Here is a 20,263-nt window from a genome sequence, read left to right on the forward strand (position 1 = left end):
TTTTACTTTATTGTAATTCATTAAATTTATATAATTTATTTAAATAATATAAATTTGTAATTTTTTAATTACCCATCATTCCATCCATTTTCTCATGACACTTTTGGCACTTTCCGCCTTTATCCATCCGAGCAATATTATAACCTTTTCTCTCAATCACCATCTTACCACAATGTTTGCAATAAGTATTTTCCAAATTTTTTTCCAAAACATTCCCCACATATACATATTTCAAACCCTCTTCTTTGCCAATATCATAGGCGCGTTTAATTTTAACAATGGACGTGTCTGGTAAATTTTGCAATTTCCAAGAAATCGCGCCAGAAAAAGCGCTGACATGCCACGGCACAAAATCACCTAATTCTTTTTTAATAAATCTTGCTACTTGTCGTAGCATTTCTTCATCATCAGATAAAGTGGGGATTACTAATGTTGTAATTTCTAACCAAATTCCACGCCTAACCAATTTTTTACAATTCTCTAAAATCGGCTTCAGGTGTGCCCCGCAATTATTACGGTAAAATTCATCATTGAAGGACTTAATGTCAATATTTATCGCATCTAAATATGGAATAATTAAATCCAAGGCCTGATCTGACATAAACCCATTGGACACCCAAACATTTTTCAATCCGGCCTTTCGCGCTAGCTTCATTGTATCCAAGGCATATTCCAAAAATATCGTCGGCTCATTATAGGTATAGGCAATCGATTTACAGTCATTCACCTGCGCTTGTCGGACCACTTCCTCAGGGCTTAATTGATAACCCCAATCAATTTCATTATATTTATCAACTGATCCCTTCAGTCCATAAATCTGTGAAATATTAAAATTCTGACAGTTGGCACAGCGAAAATTACAACCCAAGGTCCCCAAAGAAAATGCCTTGCTGTCTGGTAGAAAATGAAACAATGGCTTCTTTTCGATCGGGTCAATATTGACTGCTATGATTTTGCCAAAAACCAAAAGAGATAATTTTCCCTTCTGGTTTTTTCTCACTCCGCAAATTCCTACCTGCCCCTCACTAATTATGCAAAAATGATGGCAATTTTGACATTGCACCTTTTCTTCGTCAATTTTTTTATAATTTAGACATTCTTGCATAATTATTTCATTCATTAAGATTATATAACATACACATTATAACTACATTAAGTATTAATATAATCTACTATAGAAAAAAAAATACGGCCATCGCTGACCGTATTTTAAGATATATTTATGGGATTTTATTTATTCGCAAAGTAATCACTAATCACCGCTCGAAAATCTTCAGTCTCCAAAACAGCACCTTCGGCATTTTTCAAATCATATTGGATACCGATATTTTTTAACATCAAAGAAGAATCAATATCTTTCGGTAAATTCAATTCATTAACAAACACTTCAAGAGGCACTTTGGAATCTTCAACTACTTTTTTAAGTGTATTACTACCACGAATATTCGCCACATCAATTACACCTTTTGTGTTTACAATATTTGAAGGTGCCATTGTTTCCCAAAACGGTGTCACAACCACAATCGCCAAAGGCACAAGAAAGCTAAGCACTGCGATAATTCCAAATGTTTTTTTGCTCAACAACTTATTAAAAACCCGTGCACTCAAGCTATCACTAGGGCAATCACTAACGCAATTCAAGCAACTAATGCAGTCAGCTGACTTAATTGCTTCCGCCGTTTGAATATCCAGATTGGCCGGACACACCTTATCGCAATTGCCACAGGACGTGCAAGTTGACGACTCGCGCTTAATTTTAAACGGACTAATTTTTTTAACGATACCCAAGAAGGCACCCATCGGACAAGCGTATCGACACCACCAACTTTTTGAAAACAAAGCTGATACCAATACTATGCCCAAGATGGCATAAGCAGCCACCTTTTCCTCGAATTCATTACCAAAATGCATCAAGGCATTGTATGGGTCATAGTCTCGGAAAAATAAATCACCCACTCTATATGAATAATAAACAATAAAAGCTAATACAAGATATTTCAAATAGCGTGCATATTTATCAATACTCCTTGGTAATTCAATATCTTTCTTAATCCCCAACTTGCGACCAATCGCTCGCAACCATTCCTGCAAAGCGCCCAGTGGGCAAAAATAGGAACAAAAGACACGGCCAAACAGCACAGTCGTCAAAAGTGTAATTCCCATCAAAAGAAAAGCGCTTGTCCATATTCTTTTTAAATAATCACCGGTTTCTATTTTTGTCAAAAAACTTTCCACAGCCCCAAATGGACAATAAGCATCGATAGAAGCAGCCTTTTCAATGCCATATTTTAAATGACTCAATGAAAGGAAGATGAGTAAGGCGAAAACTGAAACCTGTACAATAAAACGAAATGTAAATATTTTTTTCATATTTTTTAACCGCGTTTAAGATAGACTTTAACAAAGCTACTCTTTAACTCTCCGGCTTTTTTTGATAATTCCTCAGTTTTATTATTATTGGCCAAGTCTAGAAGACTATCAAGATTGGCTCTAATTGCTTTTATCTCGTCATCATTCGCTGTTTCCTCTACCGCTTTTAATTTCTCGTCAATCTCCGGATAAACGTCAATTACCCCTTGAGCATCTTTGGCGTCAGCCGCTGCAATAGCTTTTTCCATGGCATCATGAAAATCAACCAAGGCCACAGCTAACATTGAGAAATTATTACGCTTTAACATGTCTTGAAAAATCGGTCGCACATCTTCTAGCTCTTTATGCAAAGCCAACAAATCGCCATTATAGATTTTATCTTTAGCATTGACTATTTTCTCTGAGATATTTTTAATATCATCGTTAAATTGAGAGTCTTTACGAATAACATAGGGATGATAAACACTGTATTTATCACTATACTTCTTATACTCAATTACTAATTTTTCATAATTATCAATACTTTCCGGTCGTAAATCTTTACCAGTATTAAAAAGCGTCTGCTTGTAATAATTATTCATCCGGTTGTAATCTTCTAAGAAAAATTTCTTGGTGAAAAAATTACTATAATAAGCGCCAATAGTTGGCAACATCACTAAAACAACCACAAAGAAATAAATAATTTTTTTTCCTAAAGCTGAAGGAAATTTTACCACCGTGCTAAAATTAATTATTTTATAAAGCGCACAAAAACCGGTTATCGCTGTGAATAAAGTGACCCCGCCGACAATATAGAGAACCAGAGACAGCGTGCCACTAACCCAAAAAAAGGCTAGTAATAAAAAAAGTTCGCCCAATGCGACCCGGATTAAGCGATCTAAGAGATTTTCATTTTGCAGTTTTTGCATAAAAAATAATATTAATAATAATGTTAAACTATGTTCTATCATTACTACGTAAGTAAATAACATTTTCTTTCAAATAAAAAAACCGCAGGGCGAACCATGCGGTGTTAAACGTTTGTAAAAAACTTACTCAGTCCTTTTTTCTTTTGCTTTTTCAAAGAAGGCGAGGCACTCTTTTTCGTCGGCAATTAAATCCTTGAAGGCGAACGCATCAATGCCTTCTATAAGAATTGTCACCTTCTCTTCGCCGTGAACGAGCTTATTGATATTGCCGTAATCGCAATCTCCTTCATACATGACGTCTTTACACTCAAGCCCATTTTTTAGGGCATAGGCAACTATTGGTGAGCTTGGCTTTTCGAAGAGGTATTTACCGTTAGGCAATATAATTCGTGTTGCCTGACCCCGTTTTACCTTGGCCAATATTTGACAAACAGCCTCAATAGATTTATCGCTGACTTCTTGTTTTGGCGGAAATTCACCAGGGGTTGCAAATGCTTTCCGCATCAGAACGATTGATAACAATTCGGCCACTTCTCGCCCGTAGCATTTTTCTACGTAGTCAAAGGCTCCGGTGCCTTCAATCTCGAACATTCTGGCTGCCTCATTCAAGTCAGACAACGTCAAGTTTTTTTTACTCATTTGATTCACTCCTTATGTTGTGTTTGATAAAAAAGACAAACAAATATATGCTTAAAAAGAACTGCGTTTAATACTCCAAGTTAGCACAAAAACCTAAGCTTGTCAAACATATGCTTAATATAAAAACAACCCGCATGTATTACGGGCTGTTTTAAACGTTTTGGAATAAATCTTAATTCTTCTTTCTCTTTGCCGCTTTTTCTTCAAGCATAACACGCTTGATTTCTAATCTTTTTGCTGTTTTGTGTGAGTGCGATTTTTTACCTTTTCCCACGCCAGTGTCTCTTTTTGCCATGTTTTTTTCATTAGGAGCTACTCATTTATTAAATATATGGAGCAAATCCTTATTACAAATTTATAATAATCTTAATATGTATAATACTTTAACACAAATGTATAAATATTTCAAGGGCTGGCAGTTATTGACAAATACGAGAATAATTGCTTAAATATGTAAATCATGTTCACGGCAAACTACAGATAAACAATATTTAAACGGAGAAAAAAACATGGACAACAACAAAAGAATGCTTGTGTTGGAGATTGGTCAATCCGTGAAAATCGGTGAAAAAACCTTCCTAATGGCATCCATGTCTCGGAAGGGAGACGACATTGTTTGTGAACTAAAAAATGGCCCAACAGTGTCCATTTCCCAGAGAAATATGCCCGAACATTTGGCTGAGATAAAAAAGGTGCATCACAGAAAACCACCCCGTATTCTCGGCACAGTAATCGACGAAGCTGCCAGGGTGGTTACAAAAAAACAACCAATGAATAGGAGATAAAAAAAATTCTCAGTAAAAGACAAAACCCAAGACGCGCGCTTGGGTTTTTTAATTTTTGAAATTTAAAAAAAATAGGGCTACTTAATATTTCATAAGTAGCCCATTGGTAAGCATAATTTATCCCAAGTTAATACATTTTATTTTTGTCACACACTTATAACTTTGCCGCCTGGCCCACTAACTGTTATCATGGCCATAAAGAGCAACCCCTTTCGTTCAGTGGCAATTGCAGCTCTTGGGCCATCGAAACCAGCCTTGGTTAATTGATTTCTGATTTCATCAACTGAACGAGTTGAGTGTGCAATTTTTTTTACAATCTCAGTCGCCTCTTCAACAGAAAGCCGGCTAATATCATTTGCGACCATTGTTACTCTCCTTTCATTATAAAAGGTTTATAAAAAGAACCGTTATTATTATAATAATTTACATACACTACCTTGTTTTTTACAGTTTGTCAAGTAAGTGCCTAGTAGGCATAATTATATAAATAAAAAAATAGCTAAATATAGCTATTTTTTTATGTGAACTAATTTTACGTTACTTTATTCCTCGCTAGTTGTGCTTGCAATATCTTCGTCATCTTCCTTTTCAGTAGAGCTATCCTTATCGCGCCCATTACCTTTTTTCTCACCTTCCCCATTCTCAAGTTTCTTGCCTTTTTCCATTTTAAACTCCTTTTTCTCTTCTTTTTCAATCTTGTTCTCTACTTTTTCCAATGCCTTTTCAGCTTGCATGGCATGCTGCCTAGCTTGCACCCAATGTTCTTTTGAAATAGATGAGCTAGCTTTATCCATAAAAGAATTAAATTTTATCAATTCGGTTGTTGAGGCTAATCCGTTTTGTGATGCCTCTTGTAGTTGCTTTCGCGCCTGAAGCATGGCCGCCTCGGCTTCTTTTTTAAATTCCTCAGACTTGCCGATTCGATCCTCATTATCCTCCATCTCACTCTTAATTTTCTCAATTTTTTCTTTCCACGTTTTTCGCGCTTCGGTACTTGTGGCGTTTACCGCCATTGAGTCTAAATTATTTTCCAAATCAGTTTTAGCTTTCTCAATTTTATTTTGCAATTCTTTGGCTAGAGCATTTACATTCTTACCATGACTTCTTTCCCCTTCAATAATACTAGCTGTTTGAGATGCGTGTTTTGTTAGATTAGCCAAAGCAATTTCTAAACCCTTGGGATCAATTCCTTTTTCGCTTAACATTTTTTGAACTTCCTCAACTCTATCATTTGCATACTTGGCATGAAGCTTGGCTTTAGCAGTATTATTAAAAGTAACTGCCTCCCTAACTTCTTCTGTCAATATTTTGACTGGATACAAGGCATCACTGGGAAGACTTGTTTGAGAAGCAGCTGCGACTCCACCTCCGGTTGTAATAAGCGCGATTAAAACAATAATAAATGCTGGCATAGATTTAAAGTTTAGTTTATTAAAATTTATAAATTTATTTAGGGACTCCATATTAAATAGACGTTGAACTTCTTTTTTCATTACAGGATTATTTGTCATGAAAATATTTAGTTCACCTCTAAAATCAACCAAGAATTGCTTATTCATATCTTCAGTTCTTAGCTTCTTTATTTTTCTGATTGTAAATACTTCCTTAAACATATAATTGGTTTCTTATTTTTTTTAATCCTCGATGACATATGACGCGAATATTGTTTGGATTTTTATCCATCATTGTAGCAATTTCCTTAACACTTAAATCGTCAATATATCTCATATACACAATTTCACGTTCATTGTCTGTTTCAAGACTTTCAATAGCTGCTTTAATTTTTTTCACCTCTATCTTATCTGACGTACTATCAGCCAAATCATTACTTGATGGCTCATTTGCCCCCAAGTCATCCAAGGCAATATCAGATCGACTTTTCTTCCGGTAAAAATCAATAATGAGATTCCTGGCCACCATATAAACAAATGCTCGAAGATTTTCAATTTTTTGTTCATTGACTAAGGACTTCCAAGTTCGCAAAAAAGTCTCTTGAAAAATATCCTGCGCCTCCTTGTTATTAGACACGCGAAAACTAATATGGCGCATAACCTGCTCACCATATTTATCATAAATCTCTAAAAACATTTTTTCTTCGTCCATATCTATTTAGACGAATATAATCGTCTTTCATTACAAGATTATTTTTATTTTATCATTAAAAGTTAAAATAAACAATAAAATTAGCAAAAAATAAGATAATAAAAAAGCGTGCTTTATAGGCAACGCTTTTGTTTAAATTTAACCTCTTTTACCTCTCAATCAAATTCTTTAAGGCCTCAGTTTGGACTGGTTTTGAAAAGATGGCCAAAAAAATATTTTGATCATCTTTATTTATCCTTTCGGGACTAGCGGTTATCATTATTACGGGAATTTTAATCCCTTTTTCTTGAATTGCTTTTGCGAACTCAACTCCATCCATTTGCGGTCTGCGATAATCCGTGAGAATATAATCAAAATCGGGATTACCAACTAGGTGCACCAGCGCCTCCAGGGAACAATCGGCAATTGTCACCATGTGGCCGGCATCTTCTAGGACAGGCTTTAGAAACCCGCGAATCACGGGACTGTCATCGACTAATAAAATTTTTTTCATTACTGGCCTCCCTTGTTTATATAACAAGATATAAAGTTTTATTCTTAAAAAGAACTACGTCATAGAAGATTAACACATTTTAAGTCCATGTCAATGTATTAACAATTTAATTTATAATAAATATTAGATATAAAAAAACTTACCTAAAATTAGATAAGTTTTTTTAAATTATTCATATTCCAATTGTTTAGTTATTTGGTTGATATATTTTTCCGTCCTTAAAATTTCTAATAACCAACTCTGTCCCCTTAAATAATCTTTTCGGCAAATCATTCAAGCTCACCCAGCGCCATTCTTTGCATTTGTCCGGCTCCATAAGTTTCGGATCACCGCCATTGTACACAGCCTTGATACCAATATTAAGATAATGTTTATTGTCAGTTATAATATAACGCAATTCGTCAGCCACGGAAATCAATTCAAATTCACTCACATCAAGATCAACTTCCTCTTTTACCTCCCTCTTTGCCGTTTCAAAAATAGTCTCCCCAAACTCCAAATGCCCACCCGGAAAACTCCACTCACCCTCACCATGCGCCCCTTGTCGCAAACCAAGCAACACCTCGCCTTTGCTATTTTGAATTAACACACCAACGCCAACACGCGGTCTTATTTTTTCTGTTGTCATATTTTTAACGACTAATTTATTACTTTAATATTATATATCCGTATTATATCACAATTTCAAATTATTCAACATTTGTTAAATAAAAAAGAGGGCTTCGCGAAATGCGGGTGCCCTCTGAATGTGTCCCATTAATTTGATGATGTAATTTACGTCGTATCACTATATTGACGTTATATCCTCTCCGGAAACTAAACCATTGGCTTCAGCCAAGTAATAAACAGTTTTATGTTTTTCAGTTTTCTTATATCCAACCACTTGCCTGTTTTGCACCACTCTCGAGAGCGTGAATGATAGTTTAAGCTTAGCTCGCGCATCTTCTATTGAATCTGCACTAACATAACCTTTTACCCGACTAGGCGTTAAGCCATTGCTTTTTTGATGATTTTTCCAAAGAAAAAATAACATCTTTTATCTCCTTGATATGTTTGTTTATGAGTAATATAAGTTCGATTACTATTTATTAAATACGTAACAAAAAAATATAGCAGAACGCTATACTTTTGTTAAGCTCCCAGGACAGGATTCGAACCTGTGACCAATTGATTAACAGTCAACTGCGCTACCGCTGCGCTACCTGGGAATGTTTATTCTTTTTTTTCTTTATTATAAAAACCAACGGCTTTTTGTATAGTCTGGAATTCATTTTCCTCGACTGCAAAAAAATAAAACTGAAAGATTTTCAGCTTATTTATATAATACCAAATTTTTAAAATATGTCAATTCCTTTGCTAAATTGCTAAGATTTCAGTCTTTTTATTGTTTTTTACCGTGAACTCGCGGCTGTCTTCGCTTACATTTTTTATACTAATGTTTATTGTATTTTTAGGCAAAACATCAGCTATTTTTTCAGGCCATTCTATTACCGTAACCGTCTTTTCCGCTCCAAAATACTCTGATGCGCCGATATTGGTTAAATCGCGACCTGATTCTAAGCGGTAGGCGTCGATGTGGACAAATTTATTGACCGTGGGGGTATTTGCGTGATAAACCTTCATAACGACGAAGGTGGGGCTGTTGACGTTCTGTTTGACCCCTAGGGCTTTGCCTAAGCCTCTGGTAAACGTGGTTTTGCCAGCGCCGAGGTCTCCGGATAAGAGGATTACTTCGCCGCCTTTTAGTTTATCAGCTATTTTTCTGGCAAACAGAATAGTTGCCCCCTCGCCTTTTAGGATTATTTTTTTCATGTCTATTATTCAGACCAAATTCTTAACACGGGTATCAGCTTCGAAAACCACCTCACCCCGACCCTCTCCTGGCCAGGAGAGGGAGATATATTAGTAATCTCTTAGCTTTTGAATACCATCATGCTTTTGAACTTTTTCCAAAGCCTTGGCTTCGATCTGACGGATACGTTCTCTGGTAACGTCGAACTCTCGACCGACTTCTTCCAGGGTATGTGCCACGCCGTCGGTTAGACCGAAACGCATTTCGATAATCTTTTGCTCTCTTGGGGAGAGTTGTTGAATTACCTCTTTTACATAATCTTTCAAAAGTTGCAAAGCAGCCGAACGATCTGGAGTTACTGAGCGAACGTCCTCGATGAAGTTTTCCAAAGTGGAATCTTCGTCGTCGTCGCCGACGGATGTTTCTAGGGAAATTGTATCTTGGGAAATCTTGATGATGTGACGAACCTTGTCGATGTCTTCGTGCATTTCGGCGGAAATTTCTTCTGGCAATGGTTCACGTCCTAGGTCTTGGATTAATTGTCTTTCAATCTGGGTAAACTTATTAATTGTTTCAACCATGTGCACTGGAATACGAATAGTTCGAGATTGATCAGCCAGGGCACGCGTAATCGCTTGACGAATCCACCAAGTCGCGTAAGTTGAGAACTTGTAACCCTTGCGATAATCAAATTTCTCAACCGCTCTAAACAAACCAATATTACCTTCTTGAATCAAATCTAATAAACTCAAGCCCTTGGCGCCGGTAAACTTCTTGGCAATCGAAACTACCAAACGAAGATTGGCTTGAATTAATTTGTGCTCCGCTCTACGGTCACCACGTTCTTTTCTCTTCGCCAATTCAACCTCATCCTCAGTCTTTAATAACGGTACACGACCAATTTCCTTCAAATACATTTGAATTGAGTCAGAGCTCAACTTGGACAAATCAGCGATATCGCGACCAAGTACATTGCTACCCTCAAAGACACGTTCTTTTTTCTTGGGCGCATCACCATCTTTCTTGGCTACAAAATTATCCGTATCCAAAAAGCTTGTCTCCAAAATCTTGCCAGTATCTTCAATAATACGTACGCCATTTCTTTGTAATTTCTCTAGAAACAATTCATAATCATAAATATATTCTTCAACCTCGGGAAAAACATAAAGCAGCTCGGTCTCGGTTACAAAATCACGAGAACGACCTTTGTTGATCAAGCTATTTACCCTCGCCTCCTCAGGTGGCATTACTTCCTTTTTTGGTTCTTCAACTTTTGGTACTGGTTTTGGAGCTGGCTTCGGAGCCGGAGCCTCTTTCTCTTTTTTAGCAGACGATTTATGCTCAACGTGTTTCTTAGCAGGCGTTGTTTTTTTCTCAACCGCTTTTTTTTGTGTTACCACAATTTTTTTAACAACATGATTCTTTACTGGTGCTTTTTTTGGCAATTCTTTCTTATCTACCTTTTGCTGCTCCTTTCCCTTACCAACAAGCTTAGCTGCGGTTTTGGCAGTTTTCTTGATAATATCTTTCATTGTTGTTTTTAGTTTAGGCATAAAAATTCGTTTACTATATATGATTATTTTTTAATTTTCAGATAAATACTTGAGCTCATTCATTAAGCCATTAATTTCATCTTCGCTATCAATATCTGTGTTGGCTTCTAATTGCACTATCATTCTTTCAATTTCTTTCATTTTGTTTTTTCTGTGGATAGCTTTTAAGTCCTTCAACATCCCAATTAAGCCCTCTTTGGCATTTTCATCATCTAAACCAGTAAATTCTTTATCAATTAAAAGAACCAGTTTTTCCGCTAATTTTAACTGGTTTTCTATTTCTATTTGATTTTTTGCCTCCTTATCGCTAAGTAGCCAATTCCTAAATTCAAAATACTCAAATTCACTAGAAGTTTCTTGATTATTTATATTGTTATTATAGTAGAATATTAATTTTTTGTAAATAGCTTTATTTTCCTGTCCGGAAAGATGCTCAATTGGGAGATTATTTATTAAATATTCAAATAAATATGGAAATTTAAAAGCAAAGGACAGAAGTAACTGACTTAACTGATCTTCTCTAGTCCTAGACACATTTTCTAGTTTTCGCACCTCAACTTGATTTCGATCTTGATACTGATTACCCTCGCTATTTTTAAGAATTTTTGACAATTCTTCACGAACAACAGATTCGTCACTATTGGTAATCTGACTAAACTTAGAAATCCAAAAATCACGCTCTATCTTGTTGGGCAAAATCGCAATTATCGGCAGCAACTTTTCTTGCGCTTTTTTTATATTCTCAATCTTGGAAATATTCAAACCAGTGAAGGTTTGGTCAAAATAATATTGCATCATCTGCTTCGCATTCTTTAAAGCACCGACCCAACCATCCAAATCATTCTTGATACACTCATCCGGATCCTTTCCATTAGGCACTTCAATTATTTTAATATTCATCCCCTCGCGCAATGTCTCGCGAATCCCGCGGTCAGCCGCCATAATCCCAGCCTTGTCCATATCAAAAGCCAGCGCAATGTTATTTGAAAATCTTTTTAACAAATTAAGCTGTTCCTTGGTCAAAGCTGTGCCTGAAGACGCAACCACGTTACGAAAACCATTCTGATGCGCCGTAATAACATCCATTTGCCCTTCAACTAAAATCGCATAGTCCTGATTCTTTACGGTCACCTTGGCCTTATCCAAACCAAATAAAACCTTACTCTTGTCGTAAACGTCAGTCTGGGGGCTATTAATATACTTCCCCATTTTTTCTGTCGCTTCTTTCTCTGGGGACACACGCGCGGTAAACGCAACCGTGTTGGCATTCACATCATTAATCGGAAACATAATACGACCACGAAAGCGATTATAATATCGCCCGGTCTCTTCTTTTTTTACCGACATACCAGATGCAAAAATTTCTTCATCTTTGAAGCCTCGTTCTTTTAATATATTTATCAAGTCATCCCAAGAATCCTGACTATAACCAACTTGCCATTCTTCAATTGTGTCCTCAGTCAAACCACGTTTCTCCAAATAATCACGCGCCTTCTCCGCTGCCTTACTGTCCATCAATACCTTGTGATAATATTTTCGAGAAATATCCAAAATATCCAAAATTCGATTCCGTTTCGAATAGGTCTTCGGATCTTCCTGCTTCAAAGTCACTCCCGCTTTTGGCGCCAAAAGACGCAAAGCCTCAATAAAAGTAATTCCCTCAATCTCCTGCACAAACGAAAAAACATCCCCACCCTTGGAACAACCAAAGCAATGAAAAATCTGCTTTTCAGGAGACACCATGAAAGATGGCGACTTTTCTTGATGAAAAGGACAGCGCGCCCGAAAATTCCCCCCAGCCGCCTGGAGTTGGATATAATCGCGAATAACGTCCACGATATCAAGTCTGGATTTTATTTCTTCTGATGGTTGCATATATTAATCAATTTACAGCATTATATAAAACTTAACAACAGGCCAACTATTTACGAAAATAATCGCCCTAACCAGCCCTTCTTTTCCGCAACTTTAAAATTCTTCTCATAAGTACCGTTTCCAATCACATTGTCATTATCCCCATCACGAACATTTACTTGTGCGTTTTGCTCTGCACCCCGGACACCACCGATTACAATCTCTTTCAAGCGCTCAATCTCATCAGCAACCACCGGTCCATCATGTTCGGCATTGTGCATATGAGCAGAGCCGGCATAGCTGGCTTGTTTTTGGTCTAAGTGAATATCGAAAATTACTTTCTCACCTTCTCGCTTGACATACATGTGCAATCTCGGATAATGGTCACGCCCCAAACGACGCACGAAGCTTTCTTTGCCCATTTTACGGTCAACGATAAAACCATAGCCGGCGTTGCGGAGGAAATGTTCGGGGTGACCATTGATTTGATTTTGATGGACGATTAATTTCATTTAATTTACGTTTAATTTGATTAATGATATAATTAAAATAGTTTAATAATTAACTTAAAGTTATGTTTCAATCTCTAACACCAGAAATGAGCGCATTATTACTTATTCTCATTATCTGGGAAGCAAGCTGGAAAGGCATGGCGCTTTGGAAAGCAAGCAAGAATGACCAATTGAATTGGTTTGTTGCAATTTTTCTACTCAACACTGTTGGCATTTTACCGATTGTGTATATTAAGTTTTTTCAAAAGAAAGCAATTTAAGTTTTTGCTTTGCTTTTGACGTTCAGCTTGCCTAAAACAAAAGTCAGGGTTAGACCGATTGGCCAGGCGGCTTTCAATAACAGGTATTGCCAATACGGATGCCATTTTTTAAAATATTTCAACATTGAATTTCGAAAATACAATTGTTTTTTGATTGTGCCCACTTGCTTAAAACTCTGACCAACATAATCAATACATTTTGCCGCTGGTGTATACCAGACCTCGCCCTTATTCGAGCCGTTGTGCCCATTATAAACTTTTTTACAATAATCCACCTCGTCAAACCACAAGAAATATCTTTCATCCATCCAAAATAATGGTTTATTGTCACTCAACATGTTTACCATAAAAAATCCACCTCGAATCGAATCAACTTTCGCTGCCTTACTATAATCAAAATCAACGCACAAATATTTATCCAGTGCATGCGAAAAAATATGTGGAATTTTCAAAACTACCGCTAACTGATTCCACGCTGTTGGGAAGCGACGAACATGTGGCATCGTTTCTCCCGTCTCAGTCACCAAATGACATCCGGCCACACTGGCTTGCGGATTGGCGCGCATCCAATCAAGCATGTTTTTGAGCGTATCCGGAAAAACGCGCATGTCTGGATTGAGCAAAAGAATAAAATCACCCGTCGCCATATTTATTCCCAAATTACAACCACGCGCAAAGCCCGCATTGTAAGAATTCTCCACCACTTCAACTAAAGAAAACTCAGTCTCGACCATCTTGACGGTATCATCGGCTGAATCATTATCAACCACAATTACCTCATAACTAAAATCACCCTCACTTTGAAAAAGAGCTTTTAAGTTGTCTCGCAATTTATCGCGGACATTCCAGGAGACGATGACGATGCTTAAATCCATATATTTTAATGCTATTTATAATTTAATATATTCATTTTGCCACGAAAAACTACCTCACCCCGACCCTCTCCTGGCAAGGAGAGGGAGAATAGACTAGTAAACTTTGGCTAGGCGGCACTTCATTCGCATTTCTATTAAATGCAACAATAAATATTGTTCGAATAAAATAATGTACGCCAAGAGCTTTATTTGATTCCAAACAACTACCAGCTTTTCACGGCCACTAATGACACGCCAGTATTTCCAATAAATAATTTGCTGATTTACAAATGACCAAATCCGCACTTGCTTAGATTTATTTTTGCGATTTTTAATAATATCCAAATTGCTTTCTCCGATTGCGCTCGCCGTGCGGTCATGATAGACAATCGCCTCAGTGACATATCTTGATTTAAGACCAGCTAAATGCAAGCGGTATACCAAATCACAATCTTCTTTGTACATAAACATTAGTTCGTCAAAATATTTTCCATTCTCGGCAATTTGTTGTAGTGCGGAAATGCGATATAAGCCACAGGCGCCACTCGGACCCAGTATGTCTACATTTTCAAATTGTCCTTTATCTTCTTGAGCTTGACCAATATCTACAAAACGCAAACCTGGTAATAATCCGATACCACAAGTATCAATTAATTCGTAATTTTGTCCGCCCCGGCGGATTGAATTTTGAATTTCGGAGAAGTCCCACTTCAAAATTTTTGGACTAACCGATCCAAGACTTGAATCTGCGTCCAGGACCGACACCATTTTTTCCAAGGCTGTTTCAGTTAATTTCACATCAGGATTAATGACCAAGAAATAATCAGCCCCGAATTCAATCGCTCGCTTAATTATTTTATTATAAGCGCGCCCGAAGCCAAGATTTTCCTTATTCCACCAAAAATCAAAATTTAGATCGGCAACATTATCCATGTATTTCTTATTCTCATTTTCTTCCATTTCACTGTTATCAGCTACTAATAATTTAAAATCGGTAAAGGTTTGCTTTTTTAAACTATCAAAAAAATCGGGCAAGTATTTTACCGTTGAATTGTTATATGTAATTGTACCGATTATTAATTTCATAAATTTATAACTCCCTATATAATTTTCATAGCCCTTCTACCTCATCCTAACCTTCTCCTATCCAGGAGAAGGAACCAAAAAATCTAGTTCTCAAAAAAAGCCTTATATGCTAAATAGGTTGAATAAATATCCGCCTTTGAGGCAATCTCCATCGGCGCGTGCATATTAAATAGAGGCACACCGATATCGATAATCTCCAGATTGCGAGATGCCATGAACATGGCAATAGTGCCACCACCACCTTCGTCAACCTTGCCCAATCCAGCTGATTGCCAAATAACACCCGCTGCATTCAAAATGGTCCGAATCTTTTGCACATACTCCGCATTTGCCTCAGATGTTGAGCTCTTACCCCTGTGACCCGTGTGTCGTTCTAAGGCAACACCAAAACCCAAACGTGCGGCATTGAGTGGATCATGTACGTCTTTGTAATCGGGATCATAACCAGCGGTTACGTCACTAGACAAGGCCATGCTACGAGAAAAAAGTTCATGCACTTCACTAAAACCCTTTGGTTTGCCAACCAAGCCTAATAATTTAGAAATGGTTACTTCGAAATAATTAGAAATGGCGCCAGTCAAACCCTCTGAACCAACTTCTTCCTTATCCACCCAATAAATAATCTGCGTTTGATTTACAGATTTTGCGGTCAACAAGGAGTCAAAAGAGCCATACGCACAAACACGGTCATCTTGGCCGTAAGCAGCCACCATGGAGCGGTCAAAGCCCAAATCGCGTGCCTTGGCTGATGGCACAGCTTCAATCTCCGCACTATAGAAATCTTCCTCAATCATGCCATATTTAATGTTCAAATGCTCAAGGATTGCCAATTTCACCCGCTCCTTAATATCTTTATCAACAACAGGAATTGAGCCAATTAAAATATTTAATTCCTCTGCCACGATTCCTTTATCTAGTGTCTTTTCCATTTGACGACGAGCCAAGTGTGGCAACAAATCAGTAATCATAAAAATAGGATCATTGTCGTCCTCACCAATCACAAAAGAAACCTGTTTACCATTTTTTAAAACAACAAAACCGTGCAAAGATAATTGGATAGTCGGCCAATGATATTTCTTGATTCCGCCGTAATAATGCGTTTTTAAAAAAGCCAATTTCTCATCCTCATAGAGCGGCATAACCTTGGCGTCCAAACGCGGTGAGTCAATGTGCGACATCACCAAACGAAAACCCTCGTCAAATAGCTTCTTGCCAATCACGCCAGCAATCAAGCCCTTGCCGCGATTTACAGAGTAAAATTTATCACCCGCTTTCAAACTCTTTAATTCCCCAACACTCTTAAAACCTTTTTTCTTTAAAATCTCCACACCAACCGAGACTGCCTCGCGCTCCGTCTTCGCCTTATTCAAAAAATCCTTATACCCCTCCGAAAAAGCCAAAGCCTTCTTCTGCTCCGCCTCACCCCAAACATCCCAACAATTCCGCTTCGCGAAAGTCAATTCTTTTTCTATTTTTTTGTAATCTTTTTTCGGCATATATTTGTAAAATTATCAATAATAACTACCGTCATCCCCACGAAGGCGGGGATCCAGGTACCTCGCAGATTGTTTTTAGAATAAGTAGAATTAAAATTTACGAAGTTTTATTTGTTATCAATTTATGTATTAAGATTAGTCTCTATGATTACGCATCCATTGTCTGTGGCGCCTGGATTCCCGCCTTCGCGGGAATGACGAATGTATTTAAATAACCATCCCATACTGCAATTTCTCTTTTGCCAAAATTTGCGCCTCGAGCAAACTATCAAAAGTCCCGGCATCAAGCCAAGCGCCATTCACTATGGCTGTTTCCAATTCACCTAATTGCAGATAATAATTATGCAAATCAGTAATCTCAATCTCGCCACGATGACTTGGTTTTACATTTTTTGCTGCTTCTATAACACGGTTATCATATATATATAGTCCGGTAATCGCGTAATCACTCTTTGGTTTTTCAGGCTTTTCTTCAATGGAAATGGCTTTCATGTTTTCGTCAAATTCAACTACACCAAAACGCTTGGAATCATCAACTTTTTTAGCAAAAATTTTACCCCCCTTTTTAAAATTTCTTATGTCATTGCTAAAATCATCTTCAAAAATATTATCTCCCAAAATCATCGTTACATCATCATTCCCAATAAACTTCTCACCAATTATAAAAGCATCAGCTAGACCACGAGGACTATCCTGCACTTCATAGGTAAAATCGACTCCGAATTCACGGCCACTGCCCAGTAAATTCAAAAAGTTACCAGCTCGCTCTGGCGCAATGATAATCATAATCTCCGTAATTCCAGCCTTAATCAAGGTGTTTAACGGATAATAAATCATCGGCTTATTATAAACCGGCAATAACTGTTTTGAGGTAATTTTCGTACACGGTCTTAATCGTGTTGCATTCCCTCCTGCAAGTATAATTCCTTTCATAGTTTTTCCTCGCCACACCATAGCTTTTTAGCGACGGCGGGTATTTTAAATATTATAATTGACTTAAATATTCTTTTAGCGCATCTTGATAGCTGCGCATTTTTTCGAATTTTGTATTTACTAAAACTGAACAAGTCGGTCGTTTCGCTGGTCTAGGAAATTTATCAGACGTCACGGCGTTAACCCGAATATTAATATCTGCCATTTTATACAATTCCAAAACTGACTCATACCAAGTACAAGCGCCTTCATTTACAAAATGATAAATGCCGAAGGTACTGTCACTTTCCAAAAGCTTTTTTGTCCACAAGGCTAAATCTGGAGAATAAGTAAAGCAACTCCTTTCTTCATTCACCACGTCAATCGATTCTCTTTCTCGGCCCAATTTCAACATCACATCAAAAAAACTCGGTTTCGCTACCTCGCTCTCACCCTTTGGTCCAAATAATTTTGAAAGTCTAACAATGAAATATTTCAAACCCTGATCGGAAAACCGAAGAACGTTTTTTTCACCAGCCAATTTCGTTTCACCATATTTATTTATCGGATTAGTCTGTGCATCTTCCCTAAACTCTTCAGTCACCTCACCATTAAAAACATAATCACTAGAATAATGAATCAAGGTTGCGCCGACCTCCAGAGCCGCCTCAGCCAAAAAACCTGGCGCATCGCCATTAATAGTCTGTGCTGCTTGCAGCTCTGCTTCATCTGCTTCACATTTATCAACTGCATTATAGGCCGCGGCATTAATTATTACATTCGGCTCCAAGTCTGTAATTTTTTTCATAACTTGCTCCCGATTCGCAATATCAATCTCATCACGATCCCAAGAATATACATCATACTTTGCAAAAACTTTTTTCAATTGCCCGCCCAAATTACCCTGAGCACCAACTAGTAATATTTTATTCATATTGTTTTATTAAATTAATAATATAATCTCTTGCCAATATTTGCTCTTTAAAAGAATTTTCCAACTCAATACTAATTAAGTCTGGTAAATATTTAAAATATTTTTTTAAATAATCAAACTCATTTAATTTTTCAAACTTATGCCAACCAAAAACTCTTACCTCTTCACCGTTTAAATAATTTGTTAATATATCTGGATAATCCCTAATGGCGGAGATATGGCAACACCCGATTTTTCTTGATTTCAAAATTTCTGGAAATTGATCATAGCTCCTAGATTCCTGAATAACACCGTAATCTTCCCAGTGTGAAAAATCAGGACATACGCCGGCAAACAGATTAAGGGCATTCCTAAAATCATCGTCAATATGATAATGATTTTCAATATAGATCATGTCGACGTATTTACTGTTTTTGTAATAATCAGCCACGGCTTTATGGGAATGAATATTAAAAACTTGCGTTTTATATCTTTCAACGAAATAATCAAGCTCCCACTGCTCCATATCGTCACGTAGATGAACGTGTGGAATATTTTCCAGATTTGTTCCTTCTAATAACTGATACAACTCCTTTCGTTCTTCAGGTTTTAAAAATGTCGGGAACAAAGCTAACTCTTTTATTCCCAAATCATCTATTTTTCGAATTTTTTCTCGCCAATCAGACCCAGGCGTCGTAGTTAATCCAAATAATATTTTTTTACTCATTTTTAATTCTTATTTTTTAATTTCTTCCACCAATTTTCAGCACCTTTGTACCACTCAACCGTCTTACGTAAACCTTCTTCAAAGTCAATCAACGGCTCCCAGCCTAATTCTTTTTTTGCTTTAGAAAAATTAATTGCATAGCGTAAATCATGGCCCTTGCGATCAGTCACATACTCAATCATGTCATGCTCATGGCCCATAATATCCAATATTTTTTTAGTAATATCAATATTTGCAATTTCACCATCACCGCCGAGGCAATAAGTCTCACCAATACGACCTTTTTTAATAATCGCCTCCACGCCGGCATTATGATCATCAACATGAATCCAATCGCGAACATTTTTACCTTCACCATAAACAGTTACTTTCTTGCCCTCAATTAAATTTGTTACGAATAAGGGGATTAATTTTTCCGGATATTGATATGGTCCGTAATTATTAGAACAATTAGAAATTGTAATAGGCAATTTGTGAGTATGGTAATAAGCGCGCACTAAGTGATCAGAGGACGCTTTTGATGAGCTATAAGGACTGCGCGGATCATATGGTGTATTTTCATGGAAAGGCTCATCGTCCATGCTCAAAGCACCAAAAACTTCATCAGTGGAAATATGATGGAAACGTATATTTCCGTTATTTTTTGCCGCCTCTAACAAAACATGCGTACCGAGAACATTGGTGCGAATAAAATCAGCACTATTCTCAATGGAACGATCCACGTGAGACTCAGCTGCAAAGTGTACAATCACATCAACGTCCACAACTAATTTATTAACTAAATCCGCGTCGCAGATATCACCCTGCACAAAATCATAGCGCGGATTATTTTCCAAATCGCGCAAGTTTTCAATGTTGCCGGCATATGTCAATAAATCAAGATTAACAATACTGTCTTCTGGATTATTGTTTAACCAATACCTGATAAAATTTGAACCAATAAAGCCGGCTCCGCCAGTTACTAAAATTTTCATATAAGAATAATTATATATATTTTAACTAAATA

The 20,263-nt window shown here is 37.0% G+C and carries 23 protein-coding genes and 1 tRNA gene; 2 read left to right on the top strand and 22 right to left on the bottom strand.

Annotated features, from left to right (window positions below; genetic code table 11):
* Positions 1–64: 64 nt before the first annotated feature.
* The 4 genes from amrS to KKD45_01150 form a co-directional block, all read right to left on the bottom strand.
* The gene (gene amrS, locus KKD45_01135) at positions 65–1,105 is read right to left on the bottom strand and encodes an AmmeMemoRadiSam system radical SAM enzyme (protein ID MBU4309109.1); all 1,041 of its coding nucleotides are present in this window, start codon (positions 1,103–1,105) and stop codon (positions 65–67) included.
* A gap of 125 nt (positions 1,106–1,230) precedes the next feature.
* Complete coding sequence (locus KKD45_01140) at positions 1,231–2,370, bottom strand: 4Fe-4S binding protein (GenBank protein MBU4309110.1); 1,140 nt, start codon at positions 2,368–2,370, stop codon at positions 1,231–1,233.
* 5 nt (positions 2,371–2,375) lie between these two features.
* On the bottom strand, positions 2,376–3,278 hold the full coding sequence (locus KKD45_01145; protein MBU4309111.1) for a DUF2892 domain-containing protein: 903 nt from the start codon (positions 3,276–3,278) through the stop codon (positions 2,376–2,378).
* 123 nt (positions 3,279–3,401) lie between these two features.
* A complete protein-coding gene (locus KKD45_01150) occupies positions 3,402–3,917 on the bottom strand; it encodes a hypothetical protein (GenBank protein ID MBU4309112.1) in 516 nt (171 codons plus the stop codon).
* A gap of 509 nt (positions 3,918–4,426) precedes the next feature.
* Here KKD45_01150 and KKD45_01155 point away from each other — a divergent pair.
* Positions 4,427–4,702, top strand: a complete 276-nt coding sequence (locus tag KKD45_01155; protein ID MBU4309113.1) for a hypothetical protein — start codon at positions 4,427–4,429, stop codon at positions 4,700–4,702.
* Positions 4,703–4,848: 146 nt separating this feature from the next.
* Here the strand turns inward: KKD45_01155 and KKD45_01160 are convergent, their stop codons facing one another.
* The 11 genes from KKD45_01160 to KKD45_01210 all read right to left on the bottom strand — a co-directional run bounded on the left by KKD45_01160 (position 4,849) and on the right by KKD45_01210 (position 13,009).
* Positions 4,849–5,067 (bottom strand): hypothetical protein, encoded by a 219-nt coding sequence (locus KKD45_01160; protein ID MBU4309114.1) that lies wholly within the window; start codon positions 5,065–5,067, stop codon positions 4,849–4,851.
* Positions 5,068–5,244: 177 nt separating this feature from the next.
* Positions 5,245–6,315 (bottom strand): hypothetical protein, encoded by a 1,071-nt coding sequence (locus tag KKD45_01165; GenBank protein MBU4309115.1) that lies wholly within the window; start codon positions 6,313–6,315, stop codon positions 5,245–5,247.
* Entirely contained in the window at positions 6,308–6,805 is a 498-nt protein-coding gene (locus KKD45_01170; protein MBU4309116.1) for an RNA polymerase sigma factor, read from the bottom strand. Before KKD45_01170 ends, KKD45_01165 begins: the two co-directional genes overlap by 8 nt.
* Before the next feature lie 148 nt (positions 6,806–6,953).
* Positions 6,954–7,298: a response regulator gene (locus tag KKD45_01175; GenBank protein MBU4309117.1), complete on the bottom strand. Its 345-nt coding sequence runs from the start codon at positions 7,296–7,298 to the stop codon at positions 6,954–6,956.
* Positions 7,299–7,485: 187 nt separating this feature from the next.
* Positions 7,486–7,926: an NUDIX domain-containing protein gene (locus KKD45_01180; GenBank protein ID MBU4309118.1), complete on the bottom strand. Its 441-nt coding sequence runs from the start codon at positions 7,924–7,926 to the stop codon at positions 7,486–7,488.
* Between the two features lie 159 nt (positions 7,927–8,085).
* Positions 8,086–8,331 carry a hypothetical protein gene (locus tag KKD45_01185; protein MBU4309119.1) on the bottom strand — a complete coding sequence of 82 codons (246 nt, stop codon included), beginning with the start codon at positions 8,329–8,331 and terminating at the stop codon, positions 8,086–8,088.
* 103 nt (positions 8,332–8,434) lie between these two features.
* A tRNA-Asn gene (locus tag KKD45_01190) sits at positions 8,435–8,506 on the bottom strand.
* Positions 8,507–8,654: 148 nt separating this feature from the next.
* Positions 8,655–9,110 (bottom strand): tRNA (adenosine(37)-N6)-threonylcarbamoyltransferase complex ATPase subunit type 1 TsaE, encoded by a 456-nt coding sequence (tsaE, locus tag KKD45_01195; protein MBU4309120.1) that lies wholly within the window; start codon positions 9,108–9,110, stop codon positions 8,655–8,657.
* A 90-nt stretch (positions 9,111–9,200) separates the two neighbouring features.
* The gene (locus tag KKD45_01200; protein MBU4309121.1) at positions 9,201–10,337 is read right to left on the bottom strand and encodes a sigma-70 family RNA polymerase sigma factor; all 1,137 of its coding nucleotides are present in this window, start codon (positions 10,335–10,337) and stop codon (positions 9,201–9,203) included.
* A 336-nt stretch (positions 10,338–10,673) separates the two neighbouring features.
* Positions 10,674–12,518: a DNA primase gene (gene dnaG, locus KKD45_01205; protein ID MBU4309122.1), complete on the bottom strand. Its 1,845-nt coding sequence runs from the start codon at positions 12,516–12,518 to the stop codon at positions 10,674–10,676.
* A gap of 50 nt (positions 12,519–12,568) precedes the next feature.
* Positions 12,569–13,009: a hypothetical protein gene (locus KKD45_01210; GenBank protein ID MBU4309123.1), complete on the bottom strand. Its 441-nt coding sequence runs from the start codon at positions 13,007–13,009 to the stop codon at positions 12,569–12,571.
* 62 nt (positions 13,010–13,071) lie between these two features.
* Here KKD45_01210 and KKD45_01215 point away from each other — a divergent pair, with 62 nt between their 5' ends.
* Positions 13,072–13,269, top strand: coding sequence for a hypothetical protein (locus KKD45_01215; GenBank protein ID MBU4309124.1), 198 nt, complete (start codon positions 13,072–13,074; stop codon positions 13,267–13,269).
* On the opposite strand, the gene KKD45_01220 is transcribed toward KKD45_01215, so the two are convergent.
* The 7 genes from KKD45_01220 to rfbB form a co-directional block, all read right to left on the bottom strand.
* Positions 13,266–14,144 carry a glycosyltransferase family 2 protein gene (locus tag KKD45_01220; protein MBU4309125.1) on the bottom strand — a complete coding sequence of 293 codons (879 nt, stop codon included), beginning with the start codon at positions 14,142–14,144 and terminating at the stop codon, positions 13,266–13,268. The two genes, KKD45_01215 and KKD45_01220, sit on opposite strands and share 4 nt — an antisense overlap.
* A gap of 93 nt (positions 14,145–14,237) precedes the next feature.
* A complete protein-coding gene (locus tag KKD45_01225; protein MBU4309126.1) occupies positions 14,238–15,209 on the bottom strand; it encodes a glycosyltransferase family 2 protein in 972 nt (323 codons plus the stop codon).
* 83 nt (positions 15,210–15,292) lie between these two features.
* The gene (locus tag KKD45_01230) at positions 15,293–16,705 is read right to left on the bottom strand and encodes an aminopeptidase (GenBank protein MBU4309127.1); all 1,413 of its coding nucleotides are present in this window, start codon (positions 16,703–16,705) and stop codon (positions 15,293–15,295) included.
* Positions 16,706–16,912: 207 nt separating this feature from the next.
* Complete coding sequence (locus KKD45_01235) at positions 16,913–17,638, bottom strand: NTP transferase domain-containing protein (GenBank protein ID MBU4309128.1); 726 nt, start codon at positions 17,636–17,638, stop codon at positions 16,913–16,915.
* A gap of 52 nt (positions 17,639–17,690) precedes the next feature.
* Positions 17,691–18,551: a dTDP-4-dehydrorhamnose reductase gene (gene rfbD, locus KKD45_01240; protein ID MBU4309129.1), complete on the bottom strand. Its 861-nt coding sequence runs from the start codon at positions 18,549–18,551 to the stop codon at positions 17,691–17,693.
* Complete coding sequence (locus KKD45_01245) at positions 18,544–19,257, bottom strand: hypothetical protein (GenBank protein MBU4309130.1); 714 nt, start codon at positions 19,255–19,257, stop codon at positions 18,544–18,546. The genes rfbD and KKD45_01245 overlap by 8 nt, the downstream gene beginning before the upstream one ends.
* A gap of 2 nt (positions 19,258–19,259) precedes the next feature.
* Entirely contained in the window at positions 19,260–20,231 is a 972-nt protein-coding gene (rfbB, locus tag KKD45_01250) for a dTDP-glucose 4,6-dehydratase (GenBank protein ID MBU4309131.1), read from the bottom strand.
* Between the last annotated feature and the right edge of the window lie 32 nt (positions 20,232–20,263).

Source organism: Patescibacteria group bacterium, from assembly GCA_018897195.1.
GTDB lineage: Bacteria > Patescibacteriota > Patescibacteriia > Patescibacteriales > UBA12075 > JAHILH01.

What these genes read in the sequence shown, in the direction of transcription:
- KKD45_01235 (MBU4309128.1), bottom strand. Translation starts at nt 17,638, where the DNA reads ATGAAAGGAATTATACTTGCAGGAGGGAATGCAACACGATTAAGACCG.
- KKD45_01210 (MBU4309123.1), bottom strand. Translation starts at nt 13,009, where the DNA reads ATGAAATTAATCGTCCATCAAAATCAAATCAATGGTCACCCCGAACAT.
- KKD45_01145 (MBU4309111.1), bottom strand. Translation starts at nt 3,278, where the DNA reads ATGCAAAAACTGCAAAATGAAAATCTCTTAGATCGCTTAATCCGGGTC.
- KKD45_01220 (MBU4309125.1), bottom strand. Translation starts at nt 14,144, where the DNA reads ATGGATTTAAGCATCGTCATCGTCTCCTGGAATGTCCGCGATAAATTG.
- rfbD (MBU4309129.1), bottom strand. Translation starts at nt 18,551, where the DNA reads ATGAATAAAATATTACTAGTTGGTGCTCAGGGTAATTTGGGCGGGCAA.
- KKD45_01200 (MBU4309121.1), bottom strand. Translation starts at nt 10,337, where the DNA reads ATGCCACCTGAGGAGGCGAGGGTAAATAGCTTGATCAACAAAGGTCGT.
- KKD45_01230 (MBU4309127.1), bottom strand. Translation starts at nt 16,705, where the DNA reads ATGCCGAAAAAAGATTACAAAAAAATAGAAAAAGAATTGACTTTCGCG.
- amrS (MBU4309109.1), bottom strand. Translation starts at nt 1,105, where the DNA reads ATGCAAGAATGTCTAAATTATAAAAAAATTGACGAAGAAAAGGTGCAA.
- KKD45_01175 (MBU4309117.1), bottom strand. Translation starts at nt 7,298, where the DNA reads ATGAAAAAAATTTTATTAGTCGATGACAGTCCCGTGATTCGCGGGTTT.
- KKD45_01180 (MBU4309118.1), bottom strand. Translation starts at nt 7,926, where the DNA reads ATGACAACAGAAAAAATAAGACCGCGTGTTGGCGTTGGTGTGTTAATT.
- KKD45_01185 (MBU4309119.1), bottom strand. Translation starts at nt 8,331, where the DNA reads ATGTTATTTTTTCTTTGGAAAAATCATCAAAAAAGCAATGGCTTAACG.
- dnaG (MBU4309122.1), bottom strand. Translation starts at nt 12,518, where the DNA reads ATGCAACCATCAGAAGAAATAAAATCCAGACTTGATATCGTGGACGTT.
- KKD45_01245 (MBU4309130.1), bottom strand. Translation starts at nt 19,257, where the DNA reads ATGAGTAAAAAAATATTATTTGGATTAACTACGACGCCTGGGTCTGAT.
- tsaE (MBU4309120.1), bottom strand. Translation starts at nt 9,110, where the DNA reads ATGAAAAAAATAATCCTAAAAGGCGAGGGGGCAACTATTCTGTTTGCC.
- rfbB (MBU4309131.1), bottom strand. Translation starts at nt 20,231, where the DNA reads ATGAAAATTTTAGTAACTGGCGGAGCCGGCTTTATTGGTTCAAATTTT.
- KKD45_01225 (MBU4309126.1), bottom strand. Translation starts at nt 15,209, where the DNA reads ATGAAATTAATAATCGGTACAATTACATATAACAATTCAACGGTAAAA.
- KKD45_01140 (MBU4309110.1), bottom strand. Translation starts at nt 2,370, where the DNA reads ATGAAAAAAATATTTACATTTCGTTTTATTGTACAGGTTTCAGTTTTC.
- KKD45_01170 (MBU4309116.1), bottom strand. Translation starts at nt 6,805, where the DNA reads ATGGACGAAGAAAAAATGTTTTTAGAGATTTATGATAAATATGGTGAG.
- KKD45_01155 (MBU4309113.1), top strand. Translation starts at nt 4,427, where the DNA reads ATGGACAACAACAAAAGAATGCTTGTGTTGGAGATTGGTCAATCCGTG.
- KKD45_01150 (MBU4309112.1), bottom strand. Translation starts at nt 3,917, where the DNA reads ATGAGTAAAAAAAACTTGACGTTGTCTGACTTGAATGAGGCAGCCAGA.
- KKD45_01215 (MBU4309124.1), top strand. Translation starts at nt 13,072, where the DNA reads ATGTTTCAATCTCTAACACCAGAAATGAGCGCATTATTACTTATTCTC.
- KKD45_01165 (MBU4309115.1), bottom strand. Translation starts at nt 6,315, where the DNA reads ATGTTTAAGGAAGTATTTACAATCAGAAAAATAAAGAAGCTAAGAACT.
- KKD45_01160 (MBU4309114.1), bottom strand. Translation starts at nt 5,067, where the DNA reads ATGGTCGCAAATGATATTAGCCGGCTTTCTGTTGAAGAGGCGACTGAG.